The following is a 14,557-nucleotide window of genomic DNA, read 5'->3' as shown; positions in this document are numbered from 1 at the left end:
TCGTATGGATTCCCCATGCGACGACAACGGCCAGGAGGTGTGGACGTCGCAGATGATCGTGGCGCCGGCGTTTGTCGATGCAGCGGCAAAGGACCTAGCAACCATTGGTTCGGCGATTAGCCGGGCCAACGCCGAAGCGTTGGTCCCGATAACGGCGTTACTGCCTGCGGGCGCTGACGACGTGTCGGCTGCGATTGCGGCGCTGTTCGCAACGCACGGGCAGGCATACCAGGAGCTCAGTGCCCACGCGGTCGCATTCCATGAGCAGTTCGTCCAGCTCATGAGCGCGGGGGCGGCCCAGTACGCCAGCGCCGAGGCAGCCAACTCGTCACCATTGCAAATCGTGGGCCAAACCGCCCTCGATGCCATCAATTCACCCGTGCAGACGCTGACCGGGCGTCCGCTTATCGGCAACGGTGCCAACGGGGTCGCAGGAACCGGGCAAAACGGTGGCGATGGCGGATGGCTATACGGCAACGGTGGCAACGGCGGGTCCGGCGGGACGGGCCAGAATGGCGGCAACGGCGGGTCGGCTGGGCTATGGGGTAGCGGCGGCAATGGCGGCCAGGGCGGGGCGGGTGCCAACGGCGCAGCCGGTCAACCCGGGAATGCGGGCGGGTCCGGCGGCAACGGCGGCGCCGGTGGATGGATCTATGGTCACGGTGGACATGGTGGGGCCGGCGGAAACGGGGGCAACGCCACAGCGCCCGGGGGTGCGTCGGCAGGCTTCGATGGGGGCGCCGGCGGAAACGGGGGTTCGGGTGGTCGCGGTGGACTGTTGTTCGGCAACGGCGGCAACGGCTCGGTCGGTGGCATGGGAGGACAAGGCACTAATGACACAGCCGGAGATTCGGCCGGCAGCGGCGGATTAGGAGGCAACGGGGGCAACGGCGCCCAGGGCGGGTGGCTGATCGGCAACGGGGGGCAAGGTGGGGACAGCGGCGCCGGCGGCGGCACCGACTCCACTCAAACGGGCGTCATGAACGGCGCTTCCGGCGGTTCGGCCGGGATAGCCGGTAACGGCGGTGACGCGGGCCTAGTCGGCAACGGCGGGGCCGGTGGCAACGGCGGGAATGGAGCGGCCGGGTCTGCGCTGGGTACTACCATCTTCGGCGGGAGCGGCGGGGTCGGTGGCTCAGGCGGCGACGGCGGCAACGGCGGGTGGTTGTTCGGCAGCGGCGCGTCCGGCGGCAACGGGGGTCAGGGCGGTGACGCAGGCACCAACGGATTTGCGGGCTTTGGCGGCTCTGCTGGCGGTGGCGGCTGGGTAGGTGCCGTTAACTTCGGACCGATTAGTGTCCAGGGTTTTGGGTTGTTTGGTCACGGCGGTGACGGTGGCAACGGTGGTGACGTTGGGGCCGGCAGCCTCAGCATTCAATTTGGTGCATCAGGGGGTGACGGCGGCCAAGGTGGGGTGCTATACGGCAATGGCGGCAACGGTGGTAACGCCGGCAGCGGCGGAGGTACCGGCTTCGAAGGCAGCGCCGGCCAGGGTGGCGCCGCCATTCTGATCGGCAACGGCGGGGCCGGAGGGAATGGGGCGACCGGTGGGACCGGAGTAGGCAACATCATTCAGGAAGCCGGAGGTGACGGCAGCGACGGTGGCGCGGGCGGCAGCGGAGGCCTACTGTTCGGTAGCGGCGGGGCCGGCGGCATCGGCGGGGCCGGCGGCGTCGGCGGGTCGGGCAACGACGGCGGCAACGGCGGCGATGGTGGCCAAGGCGGGTCAAGCGGCCTGGGGATCGGCAACGGCGGACCCGGGGGAAGTGGCGGTACCGGTGGGGCCGGCGGAACCGGCGGCAGTGCGGGCACTGGCGGTGCCGGCGGTGACGGTGGTAACGCCGCCCTGCTGATCGGTACCGGTGGCGACGGCGGAGATGGTGTCCCACCCGCACCCGGGGGCCAAGGCGGCAAGGGCGGATTGATCGGTTTGCCTGGGCAGAACGGGCAGCCGTAGCCGCCGGTCTGGGGACGAAACTAATTCTCCTGCTGTGGGATTCGGGTTCCGATCTCAAGGGCATCAACCAACTCAAGCAATGGTGCGGTGTGGCGACTCGTGTCTGCCTCGGGGCCTATCAATTGGAAGACACGCCCTAACCCTGCCCTAGCCCGATTCTGATATCGTCGGTGCAATTTCGGCCTTGTTGCCGCCGGCCATGTGCACGGCGTGGATGCCCGGTTTCTTCTTCAATTCCGCGAGTAGATCATCGAGCCCGTCCTCGTCGGTGTGCCAGTGCTGCACCGATTCGGGCTTCTCCATCATGTGCGCGACCACCCGCCGCAGCTTGTCCGGTGAGTCGCTGTCCTTGAGAGATTTCTTGACCGCGGTGACTCGGCCTCCGCCGAGGAAACCACCAGTGGCGCGTGCAGCGGCGCCGCCAAGGGCCCCTCCGGCCACACTCGCCAGGGCCATCTGGCTGAGCAGACTGCCCTCGCTAATTGCGGCCGCCGGGACAGCCTGAAGTCCGGTGCTCGAGAACACAGCGGCAACCGTCCGGATCGCCGGGGTGGCCGCTGCCCAGCTCGGCGGCACCGACATCCCCCCGACCGAGCCGGCCTGGCTCGCACCCGCCGATATCGCTGGCGCGGTCGAGCCCAGACCACTCGAGATCGCAGACCGCAGGCCAAGCCCGGCCCCTAGAGCAGATTTCGGGATCAAATCGGGATTGAAGGGCGTCACCGGATTGAAGAACTTCTGGAACTGCACCATGCCGAAGATGGTCGATATTACGGTGTCGTTAGCCGGCAGGACCATTTTTGACTCAGCGAAGCCAAGCCCGAGCATGCTGTTATACACCGAAGATGCGTACGGCACCCCGGTGACCGCGTTCATCAGGCTGGCCACCGTCTTGTTGTAGTTCGTCCCGGCCGTTGCCAGGAATTCCAGCACCTCGGACACCAGTGAGCGCGCGTTGCCGGGCGACGCGCCGACAGCCTGGGCAACCGCAACGCCTTGGGTGGCCAGTCCGGCCGCGTTGGTGGTCGGCGGCGGTGCAGCAAATGGCGTCACCTGGGTCGCCACCGACGACGAGCCGGCATAGCCATACATCGCGGCTGCGTCTTGCGCCCACATTTCCGCATAGCGGGCTTCGGCGGCCGCGATCGCACCGGTGTTCTGACCGAAAATGTTGGTCGCCGCCAACACCGCCAGCTCGGCGCGGTTGGCCGCGACGACCGGCGGCGGCACCGTGGCTGCAAACGCTGCCTCGTAGGCCGCCGCTGCCGCGCTGGCCTGGGCGGCCGCTTCCCGAGCGAGCGCCGCCGTGGCCGACATCCACGCCACATACGGTGCGGCCGCAGCCGCCATGGTCCCCGACGACTGTCCCGACCACACGCCGGTCAGAACCGAGATCACCGAGCCATAGTCGGCCGCCGTGGACTGTAATTCGGTGGCCAGCCCGTCCCAGGCCGCTGCCGCGGCCAGCATCGGACCCGACCCGGGACCGGCATACATGCGCCCGGAATTGATCTCCGGTGGTAACACCCCGAAATCCATTACCGCATCCCTCCTTAACGGGCCGTAACCCCATTGGCAGCCCCGGTGGCCACATACCGAACCGGGGCTGGTCGCAAAAGTGTCGACAACCTTCTCTCCCGTGACATGGCGCTAGTCGTCCATGGCCGGTATCACGAAGATGTTGGCTTCGGTGGCCAGGTCCTCGACGGCAGCGGCAGCGGCACCGACGGCGGGTGCAGCGGCGCTGCCGATGGGGTGGCCGGTAGAACCGGCGGCAGCGCGGCCAGCCAAGCCCGACAGCGCCATGCCACCGAGCAACGCACCCGCGCCGTCGGTGGCCGCCATCGGCGCGGCGGCCAGGCGCGTCGCCTGCAACGCCGCCGCCGGCGATGGGATCTCCGGGGCGGCCACCGTCCAGCCCTGAGGCACCGATAGCTTTCCGACCAAGCCTGCCCGGCCAATACCCGCGGAAACCGATCCACCACCCAAGCCCTCCGAACCCAAAATTGGTGTATGCAAGGCAAATTCGGCCAGCGGAGCCAACGCTCCGGTGATTGGTTTCCCCCCGATCTTGCCAAGCAAGGCGCTTACCCCCTGCCCGTTTTGGGTTACCAAGACGCTCTGAATGCCTAACAGGTATGGCACCCCGGAGGGAGGCAGTACCCCGGGAAAGGTGTACGGGCCGGTGACCGCCCCGCCCAGGAAGGTGGACAGGTTCCCCAGGTCGGTAACCCACTGCGGCGTCGCCGATGCCGACTGTGATGCGGTCGGCAATGCCAGGCCTTGCAGGGCGCGGGGAACCGCGGAGAGCAGCTGCGGGAATGCCGATTGCAGGTTGCCGCCGGCCGCGGTGGCGACAGTTTGTGCGACGGCCGAGGACTGGGCCCCCAACTGACTATGGTTAGTGGTTTGCGGCGGCTCAGTGAACGCTGTCATTCGCGAGGCGGTCGCTGACGAGCCGGCGTAGCCGTACATCGCGGCGGCATCCTGCGCCCACATTTCCATGTATTGGGCCTCAGTCATCATGATCGCCGGCGTGTTCTGCCCGAAGATGTTCGTCGCGATCAACACCATCAGTTGGGCACGATTAGCGGCGATCACCGGCGGAGGCACGGTGGCAGCGAACGCAGCTTCATAGGCAGCTACCGCCAACCTGGCTTGCGCGGCCGCCAGCTCGGCATGCACTGCGGTGGCGCTCATCCATGCCACATAGGGTGCGGCTGCAGATGCCATGGACGTCGACGAAGGACCGCTCCATGCCCCGGTCAAAGCCGATAGCTCCGAGGCGTAGCCCGCCGCTGTTGCGTGCAGCTCAACAGCCAGCCCGTCCCAGGCTGTCGCGGCGGCCAGCATGGGCCCCGGCCCCGGCCCCGTATACATCCTGCCTGAGTTGATCTCCGGCGGTAACAACCCGAAATCCATTTCGCTTAATCCCTAATCGCGTAGCTCACCGGACTCACACTCGCGGCCCCTTGCCGCACACGAACGGCAGCGGCCCGAAATGAGAGATCACCCGTGTTCACCTCTCGCCGCTGAGTTGTCAGGGACGGCGGCGAGTCGGTTTTTGGCGGCCGCTGGACCCAGAGCCTTCTGGGTACAGCAGGGACGTGAAGACTTTCGCGCTCCAAATATGTGGCGATCATGGTTGGCGAGTATTGCTCGTATCACGTTCCGGCGAGGTAATCGCAACGTAAAGAATGATCACCATCACCTCGCTGTTGGCGTGGGCCATGCGTGAGATCTATTTGCCGACATTGGCATTGCTATAGCCGGCGGCGCCCCAGCTGCCCAACTGCCGACTTAGCGGCATGTATTCGGAATCCGTTACATGATCCCATCTTTGGGAGCTAGCGACCGGTGCACAGCACTGCCTCGGCAGACTCGATGGACGGCACTACTACCCCTAGTACCCAACCGCCGGTGTGCATTTATATCGCAAGTGCGCCAAACATATTCACACGAATAGCGTCCGACAAATTCGGACTGGACTACAGCGATGACTCCCGCCGCACCGGTCACATTGCCGCGGTCGGTGTGGGAAATTACCTGGATGTTACAGGCCTACTTCGTCTTCTTCTCCGCGACCGCAGCGCGCAGCCCTTCGGCCAGGTCCTCGCGAGTCAACTCTTTGAATCGGCGCAGCTGATCCTCGCTGAATTCGGTGAGATCGCTGGCCAGTACGGCGTCGAGATCCTCATCGTCCAAACGGAAACTACGGTGGTCGCGGGCCTTCTCCACCACGTTGCGCACAAAGCCGGCATTGCCCAACAGATCGATCCCGCGGATCAGGTCGCCGTCCTCGGAGTAGCTCTGCTCCATGTAGAACTTGGTATACGACGGCAACAACACTTGAGACTCTTCCTCAGTGATCACGTCTTCGTTCTCCCGACCCATCAGCTGGGTCAGTGCGATCAGCTCTTGCGGGGTGTAGCTGAAGAACTCGATCACCGTCGAAAAGCGCCGGCGCAGACCCTGATTCACCTCGAGCATTTTCTCCATCGCTTTGGCGTAACCCGCACCAAACACCACCAGCTCGTCACGGTGGTTTTCCATGTACAACAGCAGCGTGTTGATGATCGCGTTACCGTACGGGTCGCCCTGGGAGTAGCCCTTCTCATGCAGAGTGTGCATCTCGTCAAAGAAGACCGCACCGCCCAACGCCCCTTCGAGCATCTCCTCGGTGTTCTTCTCGGCGTCGGCCATGTACCGGCCCAACAGCTTGGTGCGGCTGGTCTCCACCACCAGCGGCTTGCGCAGCACCGTCAACCCGCACAACTGCTTGGTGAAAGCCCTTGCGACCGAAGTCTTCCCGGTACCGGGCGGCCCGAGCAACAAGGTGTGGCGCGACGTAACCGGGACCGGAAGCCCCATCTTGGCACGCGCTAAATTCACCTTCGTGGTCGACTTGATGAGCTTGATCTCCTTCTTGGCCTGCTCCATGCCGAGCATCGCGTTGAGCTCGGCATCCCCTTCGGCCAAGTACTTCGCGGCCATCTCGGCATGGCGGGCGGCCTCGGTCTGAGCGCGGGTTGGCGCACTGTCCGGATCCCACGGATCTGTGCGCGCCTCAATCGTTTCCGGGTCGGTGAGAATCAGCCGAAAGTTGGGGTTATCCAGCGCCTCGCGGGCCGGGGTGAACTTCGCATCGCGCGAATACACGCGGCGCAGGAGTTCGACAGCTTCCTCCTCACGGCCGACGTGCCGCAGGCACATGCCTTGGGTGTACAAGGCGATGTTAGCCGCGCCCGGCACCCGGTCACCTTCGATTGCTTCCTGAGCGCGCCGAAAGGCCTCTTCGAACACCCCGAGCGACGCCAGCGCCGTGGTGGCCATCGCCGCCCCCGCGGCCTTTAGCTCGGGGTGACGCCACTGCGTTGCCTCGGGGAACTGCGCAAGAACGTCAGGCCAGCGTTTGGTGCGGAAGTACAGCACGCCCCGCACGTAACTCACCAGCTCGGCGTCGAACGGATGGCGAGGATCGGTGGCGTCGAGCAGCTCTGCCGCCTCCTGGTAACGCTTGGCCTCGGCGAGGACCGCCGCGTAAGCGCAGGCCAGCGAATCTACGCTGGTAATCGCCAGTCGCAGGAATAGCCCGTCGGACACCTCGGGGCGGAACTGCAGATCCGTCACGCCGAGGCGGCGGGTTTCCCAGCCGAAAGTCCGCACCGCAGCCCATGCGCCGGCGAGCACTTCGATGCTCTGGTCGCCGGCCAGCAGCCGAGCCAGCCAGGCATCACACATCTTGGGATCCAGCCTGGTCGCCGTGGTGAACATTTGGGCGGCCACCTGCGGGTTATGGCTGGGCTGCAGTCCATTGACGGAGATCCCCGATGCCAGCAGACCGGCGACCATGGCGTTGCGGGCATCTTCGGCGGCGGCCTGCGGGCGTGTCATTGCCCCACAAACGAGCTTGTCGCGTGCTCGAGTTCCTGGCCCACCGGCAGCACGAGCTCGTCGTGGTCACGCAGGTTCCGACTGGGGATGACCAGGAGTGGACGGTGCGTCGGGGCCGGCAGGCTGGCACGCACCGCGGCCAACTGGCGACCGGTGAGCCGGTTGAGTCCGGCCGCTACCTCCTTGGGCAGGCGCGTGTCGCTGTGATAACGCACCCATGCCGATAGCGCGGGCGACCCGACCCGAGTGGTCAGACGCACCGTGACCACGGTCGTCCCGACTTCGGGGCTATCTGGCAGACACAGCTCATCCAAGGTCTCCGACGTGATGTCTGACGGCGTAACCCAAAAACTGGTCGCATAACCATTGAAATGCTTGAGGTGACGCCAACCGGGGCGACTCCATGTCGGTTCCAAGTCAGCCAACACGGCGCTGTCGACCTCGGTCAGCTCATCGGCCGTCACCGGCCGGGCCGCACAACTTTGCCCATCCAGATCCTGGACCAACCGCTCGGTGGCTGCCACCAGCGTCGACGCCAACGAGTCACGACACGCCACCGCAGCCACATTTCGCTGCGGATTCATCCGTAACACCAACCAGGTGCGGCGCCGATCGGCGACAGTGCGATCACCGGCTCGTTCTTCGGATTTCCAGCCCTGCGGCTCCCACTCCTGCAGCGAGGCCGAAGCTTTAGCAGCATCAACCCCGCCCCGCACCAGCACCGACACGATGTCGATGCCATCGAGGTGAATGTCGAACTGGCGCAAACCATCGGCGACCGCGACCACCGGCAACATGGGTACCGGCGATTTCCGGTGCCAATGCCGACCCGACGGGCCGCTCTCACCGCAGGTGACCTCGATCACCGAGACCAGCCGGCCGTTATACTCACGCACCCCTACCGTGTCACGCCCAAAACGGCGCTGGTGGTCGATTGCCGGAGTGCACCCCGCACCCAGTGTCGTGCCCGGATCCGCCGACCAATCCCGCACCCACGTCGCCAAACCCGAAATCACCGTGATGCCGTGGTAACTGACCACCGACAGTAACGTCACTACGGCCGCCACGCCGACGCCGACCCACCACGCCACATGATGATCGGCCTGCCAGGAATCCGGGCAATGACTGGCCACCGCCAAGATCAGGACATCCACCAGAAACACCGCGGTCACCCGCGGCCACGACAACGCCAACCCGAAGCTGCGCTGAGCCTTCATTGCTGCTTCCGTGATCGCCGCATCAAGGTCGCGGTACCGAACACCGCACCGCCTATCAATAGTGCCCCGGCCAATCCCCCGGCGGCCACCCATATCGGCACCATATCGCGGGGGGCGGGCGGCTGCGGCACCACCAACGGCGCTGACAGCTGCTTGGGCGGCTCGGCCGGGCCTTTGGGCACATCCCAAGTCAGTGCTGCCACTGGGTCGACCACACCGTAGCCGACCTGGTTGTCGACGCCGCGAGCGGGTGGCCGGGCGGTATGAATCAGCCGATTGATGATTTGGTACGCCGACAATTCGGGGAACTTAGCACGTACCAGCGCAGCCACCCCGGACACGATCGCGGCGGAAAAACTGGTGCCAGCCGGAACCAGCAACGAATTATCCGGGCCGTCAATCGCATTGATCAGGCCGTCGTCACGGGGCGAGAGTCCGACGACGTCGGTTCCCGGCGCCGAAATGGAGACCCAGGGTCCCGCGATACTCATTTTGCTGAGCGGTTGACCGTTGGCGTCAACCGCTCCGACCGTCAGGACGTAGTCGTGGAACCACGAGGGTGTCACCACCGTGGTGACCGCGTTCCAAGCGCGTGGATCGTCGGGCTGCAAGGGATCAAAAATCGGGTTCTGCTTACAGTCCTTCTTGCTGCCGTCGCCCGCTGCAGCCACGATGACCGCGTCCTTGTCGACCGCGGCGTAGTGCACCGCGGCACCCAGTGCACGCTGGTCGATGACATTACGAGCACTCATGCACATCACATCGGAGATATTGATCACCGAAGCACCCATGTTGGCAGCATGCACGATCGCGCGCGCCATTGTCTCGACGTTGTCGATCTTTTGCGCCGTCTGCGGGTCTTCGTCCCCAGTGTAAGGGTCCTTAAGGCCGAAGGCCTGGCTTGACTGGCGGATGGAGATTATCTCGACACCGGGGGCGATCCCACTGAACGCGTCCGGCGGTGGTCCCAGCGCTGGCGATGGCGCACTCGGGTGCGGATTACGCGGGTTGTCGATCGGGGCTATCCGCCGGCCCCCGGAGTAGCTGGGTACTGTCACCGTGCCGCCACCGCGGTCCACGGCCGGCGGCTGTGGACCAGGAGCCGGCGGCGGCTCCGGTCCTGGCACCGGTGCGCCCGGCGGAACTCCTTCCTCGGGAGGTGGAGCCGGAATCACGGTCACGGTCTGTGGCGGTACCGGTGAAAGGGTCACCGTTTGTGGCGGCGGCGGCGTTTCGGTCGTGGGAATGGTGACCGGCCTGCGCGGTACCGACGGCAGCGGTACCGCCCCGTTCGCCGGAACCGCCGCGATCATCGACGCCACCAGGGTGCCGTGGGCGTCGCAGTCCGACAGACCGTCGCCACCGGCCATCACGTAGTCGCCGCCAGGGATCAGACGCGGCAACCGGGGATGTGGAGTCACACCCGTGTCGATGACAGCGACCTTCACACCGTCGCCGCGGCCGAACTGCCAAGCCTCGTTCAGGTTCAGCATCTCCATATATTTTGGCTGCAGCTGAAAGTCGGTGCCGGGCAAGACCCCGACCTCGGTGCAGTAGGCGTTCTGCTTCATGGGCGCCAGCGGTCCGGGCGGCCCGTCGGGTGGCAGCGCGCCCGGATCGATCGTCGGAGGCGAAATTGCATACGCTGGCGGAAGGCCGGTCAGCGCGCCCGAAGCTAGCAAGACTGCGGCAATGGTCGCGGTACCCGCGCGACCACACCACGACCTGCTGCTACCGGTACCGAATCGCTGCATAGACGTTCATCAACCACAACGCCAGCGGGAAGATCGGCATCAGGCAGAGGTATTCAATCCATTCCACAAACTTGCGGAATAGCGGACTGTAGATGGTGTGGGGCACATGTGCAGCAGCTGCCATGCCCGCCGCCGGCAGCAGCACCAGGATCGCGGCGACAATGGACACAGCCAACGGCGAGGACAATTCCAGCGCGTACCGCACACACACCGCAGCAGCGATGATCACCGCAGTTCCGGCCAGGGTAATCGACTGCCAACGGTCGACGTAGGAGCGGCCCCGCAACAGCAGGAAGCCCGAGGTAAATCCGGCCAGTATCAGCGGCAGCCAACGTTGCCCGGTGTGCGGGTCGCACAACGATGTCATGCACACCACCACCATCACGCCAAGTCCCGTTAGCAGGCCGCTCAAGAACGACCGAGCGCGCTCAGCTTGCAGCAGCACATCACGCACCGATGACGGCCCTTCCAAGACCGGTGCGCTGCCACCGGACACCACCACGGTGGTCGGTAGGTCGGGCCGAGCCTCGAAGACCCACCGGCTGGTGGCGGACGGGAACACCGGCAGTCGGATGCCGGCCAGCCGCCGAGACAGTGCCGGCGCCGCGTGGTAGGCCACTACGCAAATCAACAACAAGGACGACAACAGCGTCACGGCGCTTGTGGCCGCGACCATCCGCGCCAAGGCTGCAAGCATTGTCAGCGCACCGATGATGACGATTGTGGTGTAAATCCCCAGGCGGCGACCGGTGAACCGCAGGGCCAGGGCCGCAGCGACGGTCAGCACTCCGAAGCCCAACACGGCCTGCGGGGAGCCCACCGGGCCGGGCGGGGCCGCTGCCGCCGCCACCGTCACGGGCATGATCGCGCTCATCAGCATGATGTCGGCGACGCGTCGATCCGCGTCCGTCTTGGCACGCATCAACAGCAACATGGCGACCGCCAGCACCAGCACACCAATCACCGCGGTGTAGATGGTGGTCAACCAGGTGTTGTGATGCCAGCGCCACCAGCCGAGCACCCCGGTGGCAAGAACAACCCCGGTCGCCACCATCGACGCCCCGACCTGCACAGCAACGATCGGGTCGATCCTGGCGAACCGCTTGCTGAGATCCGAGGCGACTGCGGTGGAGATATGTTCGATGACTTGGGAGCGACGTTCGGTGTCTGCGATGAACCGAATCCACAGCCGGTCGCCGTCATAGACGTCTTGTTCGGTCAGCGACTGGGTAGCACGCAACGGCGCGCCGTCCACCAGACACAGCGCCCATCGGCCGCGCCCAGTGGCTTCCAGTGGAGCCTCACCGAGCTCTCTGAGCCGACTATTAACCACTTTCAGCAGCGGGTCGGTCATCACCGAAACTGGGGCGTTGGCATCCAGCAGGACGCCGATCTGGACGCCTTCGCCGGCCATGACGCCCACGACGACAGCCTGGGGCGATGCCACACCCTCAATGTCAGCCTGAGGTGCGTCAGCTACTGCGGTCATCGTCCTGTACCCCCTGCCATGGCAAACGTGTTACACCGTGGCTTCAGTGGCGCGGGGAGCTCCGTCGGTGTAGGCACCGAGGCGCGGTAGCCCACCGGGAGCTGCGGCTCGACTAACTCCGATTTCATTTGCCTTGCCTCGCGACCAAATCGTTGTGGTTGACCTTGCCTTGCAGTATTGCAGTCGATTCTAGAGCAATTTGCCCTGTACGTATCTGGGTTGTATCTGATGCTTAAATTTGTTGTTGTACTTCGGGTTTCACGCCCTGGCGTCATACTCTGCTGTGTGTTTTCCACTCGCCGTAGGGCAGTGTATCCAAAACGGTCTTCACTCCTACTTGCACCAACTGCGGGGTAGCCGGGCAGATAGCCAGCCACGCCTCGCCGGAACCTGCCGTTCGCGCCTGCTGATACAGCGCGATGCGTCCACCGGAGCCGTCTTTCAGCGACAACACCGAGGCGCTGGGGCCCTTGGCGTCGTCTCGGTACTGTCGCGCATACACCGCGACCTCGGCCGCGGGATCCGACAACGCCTGCCCCAGCGCGGCCACCGTCGCGGCACTGATGCCCATTCGGCGCAGATCTCCGCCGGAGAATACGTTAAACCCCGATTCCTGCCACGACTTCGTTGCCTCTAGCATCTCCTCCATTGGCACGTTGACCGCGTTGATCGCGGCTGGGTCGGCGTGGTGAATCGACTCCAGACCGTCCATTACCAGTGCGGCGATCGAGGCGCTATCCGAGACCGTCACGTCATCGACGGTGATGTCATTGCCAACCCGTACCGCCGACACCCAGTGCTGGCCTCGCCGGGCCAACACCACCCGGAACTCATTGTCAGGGATGTCACGCGAACCCGGCGGCTGGTTCTCGTCGTCTATGACCCCGTACAGCAACTTGCCGCGTGACAGCAGGGCGACGACTTCAAGATCAGGTGCGGCAAGCACCTTCATCCGGGCAGCGACCTGTTCGTTGACCGCGTCGTTGACGACGATGCCCTGCTCGCGCATGACCGCCATCCCCGGGTGCTCGTTTAGCCAGTCATTGGAATCCGTGGAGACGTACGGCCGGCAACGTAACTCAGGCGCAACGTGGCGGATATCCAGTAGCGCCTGAAGCATCCAGAAGCCGTCGACGTTGACGGTGATGTCGGTGCGGGTACTCTGTTGATCCATCGCTACCTCAGCGGTCGAGTGCTAGTTAACTGCAGGACACAGCAGCACACCGGCTGGTTGGTGTGCTGCCGCGACTGAAGTTCAGTTTTAGGCCCAGCTGGAGCCGACGGCGCTGTCGGTTTGCGCCATGTTGTTGCCGGCAGCCTGCACCTTCTGCCCGTGGGCGTTGGCCTGCTCGTAGATCACCTGGAAGTTACGGCCCAACTGGGTAATGAACTCCTGGCAAGCCACCGAACCGGCGCCGCCCCAAAAGTCACCCGCGGCCAACACATCACGAACGATGGCCTGATGCTCGGCCTCAAGCGACGCCGCCTGAGCGCGAATCATGGCGCCATGAGCGTCAACGTCCCCGAACTGGTAATTAATCGTCATATTGGTGTTCTCCTAATGTGAGAAAGCGTACGCAGCTGTGGCTTTCGGCGCTAGCTGCTCAGGATCTGCTGGGAGGCCTGCTCTTGCTGTTCGTAGTTGTTGGCGTCGCGAACCAGCCCGTCACGCACCCCGTGCAGCATGTTCACGATGTTGCGAAACGCCTGATTCATCTGGGTCATGGTGTCTAGCGAGGTCGCCTCGGCCTGACCGCTCCAGCCCGCACCGGAAATGTTTTGCGCGGACGCCCACATCCGGCGAGCCTCGTCCTCCACCGTCTGGGCGTGCACCTCAAAACGGCCCGCCATGTCCCGCATCGCATGCGGATCCGTCATAAAACGTGAGGCCATGTTGCCTGTCTCCTTAGTACTGAATGCCTAGATCGTCTGCTGTTATGGACGCCGATAGCTGAATCGGCTGGGCGCTGGCGCAACCCCTGACCCGAGAACTCCGGATGTTCCCCCTCTCCTTCAGCAGGTTCGTGCGAGCCCGTTCAGCCGGCAGCGGCTGCGTTGGCCGCCTCGGTGGCCGCGTATGAGCCAGAACTGGCCACCAGCGTGTTCACGAACATTTCGTGAATGGCCGCGGCCTGGGCGCTGACCGTTTGGTACATCTGCGCGTGCGCAGCAAACTGAGCCGCGGTCAGCGCTGATACTTCATCGGCGGCTGCGGGCACTACTCCGGTGGTTGGAGCAGCCGCGGCCGCGTTCTGGGCGTTCATTGTCGTGCCAATACCCTGTAGGTTCGCCGCCGCAGCTGCCAGGGCTTCCGGCTGTGTGGTCACGAACGACATGCTGTCTTCCTCTCCCAATTAATCCCAGCAACGGCTCTCTGCAAGAGAGTAGATCACTGCAACGCAACAAGTTGATTTCGATGCCACCCGTTCGCAAGTGTTCACCAGTTGGCACCGCAAATTCACCTGTGGTAACGCCACAGTAACAGCGTTTGACCGGGTTTGCGGCCCACTCGAGATACTCGGCGTCGAGCGGGCGCCCAGAGCATCGAATTCAGCCGGAAGAGTCGCGCTGACCAGCGTATTTATCGGCCCACCGACCGGGCTGGGGATGAAATCTTGCCGCAGATAAAGCCCCGTCGGGACGGTCAATTTGGCATCAACGCCCGCCGTGCGCATTGATAGTGCCGTGTGGGCGTTTACCGACCGGCGCGGTCGATCGCTATCTGCAGCATTTCCGGCGGCCGCGC

General features: G+C 64.7%; 11 protein-coding genes. 1 reads left to right on the top strand and 10 read right to left on the bottom strand.

What is annotated here, in order from left to right:
- Positions 1 to 37: 37 nt before the first annotated feature.
- Entirely contained in the window at positions 38 to 1,957 is a 1,920-nt protein-coding gene (locus MCAN_RS09510; RefSeq protein WP_014000955.1) for a PE family protein, read from the top strand.
- A 147-nt stretch (positions 1,958 to 2,104) separates the two neighbouring features.
- On the opposite strand, the gene MCAN_RS09505 is transcribed toward MCAN_RS09510, so the two are convergent.
- The 10 genes from MCAN_RS09505 to MCAN_RS09460 all read right to left on the bottom strand — a co-directional run bounded on the left by MCAN_RS09505 (position 2,105) and on the right by MCAN_RS09460 (position 14,147).
- Positions 2,105 to 3,496: a PPE family protein gene (locus tag MCAN_RS09505; protein WP_014000954.1), complete on the bottom strand. Its 1,392-nt coding sequence runs from the start codon at positions 3,494 to 3,496 to the stop codon at positions 2,105 to 2,107.
- Between the two features lie 111 nt (positions 3,497 to 3,607).
- A complete protein-coding gene (locus tag MCAN_RS09500; RefSeq protein WP_014000953.1) occupies positions 3,608 to 4,879 on the bottom strand; it encodes a PPE family protein in 1,272 nt (423 codons plus the stop codon).
- 639 nt (positions 4,880 to 5,518) lie between these two features.
- Positions 5,519 to 7,351, bottom strand: coding sequence for a type VII secretion system ESX-5 AAA family ATPase EccA5 (gene eccA5, locus MCAN_RS09495; protein WP_003408868.1), 1,833 nt, complete (start codon positions 7,349 to 7,351; stop codon positions 5,519 to 5,521).
- Positions 7,348 to 8,568, bottom strand: coding sequence for a type VII secretion system ESX-5 subunit EccE5 (gene eccE5, locus MCAN_RS09490; protein ID WP_003408859.1), 1,221 nt, complete (start codon positions 8,566 to 8,568; stop codon positions 7,348 to 7,350). Before eccE5 ends, eccA5 begins: the two co-directional genes overlap by 4 nt.
- Positions 8,565 to 10,322, bottom strand: a complete 1,758-nt coding sequence (gene mycP5 / locus MCAN_RS09485; protein WP_014000952.1) for a type VII secretion system ESX-5 serine protease mycosin MycP5 — start codon at positions 10,320 to 10,322, stop codon at positions 8,565 to 8,567. The genes eccE5 and mycP5 overlap by 4 nt, the downstream gene beginning before the upstream one ends.
- Positions 10,300 to 11,811 carry a type VII secretion system ESX-5 subunit EccD5 gene (eccD5, locus tag MCAN_RS09480; protein WP_003900411.1) on the bottom strand — a complete coding sequence of 504 codons (1,512 nt, stop codon included), beginning with the start codon at positions 11,809 to 11,811 and terminating at the stop codon, positions 10,300 to 10,302. Before eccD5 ends, mycP5 begins: the two co-directional genes overlap by 23 nt.
- 271 nt (positions 11,812 to 12,082) lie before the next feature.
- Complete coding sequence (locus MCAN_RS09475) at positions 12,083 to 12,985, bottom strand: ESX secretion-associated protein EspG (RefSeq protein ID WP_003408846.1); 903 nt, start codon at positions 12,983 to 12,985, stop codon at positions 12,083 to 12,085.
- Between the two features lie 87 nt (positions 12,986 to 13,072).
- Positions 13,073 to 13,357: an effector gene (esxN, locus tag MCAN_RS09470; RefSeq protein WP_003408840.1), complete on the bottom strand. Its 285-nt coding sequence runs from the start codon at positions 13,355 to 13,357 to the stop codon at positions 13,073 to 13,075.
- Between the two features lie 50 nt (positions 13,358 to 13,407).
- A complete protein-coding gene (gene esxJ, locus MCAN_RS09465; RefSeq protein ID WP_003408810.1) occupies positions 13,408 to 13,704 on the bottom strand; it encodes a type VII secretion system ESX-5 protein EsxJ in 297 nt (98 codons plus the stop codon).
- A 143-nt stretch (positions 13,705 to 13,847) separates the two neighbouring features.
- Complete coding sequence (locus MCAN_RS09460) at positions 13,848 to 14,147, bottom strand: type VII secretion system ESX-5 target PE19 (protein ID WP_003408807.1); 300 nt, start codon at positions 14,145 to 14,147, stop codon at positions 13,848 to 13,850.
- Positions 14,148 to 14,557 lie beyond the last annotated feature (410 nt).

The organism is Mycobacterium canetti CIPT 140010059 (genome assembly GCF_000253375.1).
Taxonomy (GTDB): domain Bacteria; phylum Actinomycetota; class Actinomycetes; order Mycobacteriales; family Mycobacteriaceae; genus Mycobacterium; species Mycobacterium tuberculosis.
Note: the sequence above shows the minus strand (reverse complement) of the source record. Positions and strands in the feature narration are given on the sequence as shown.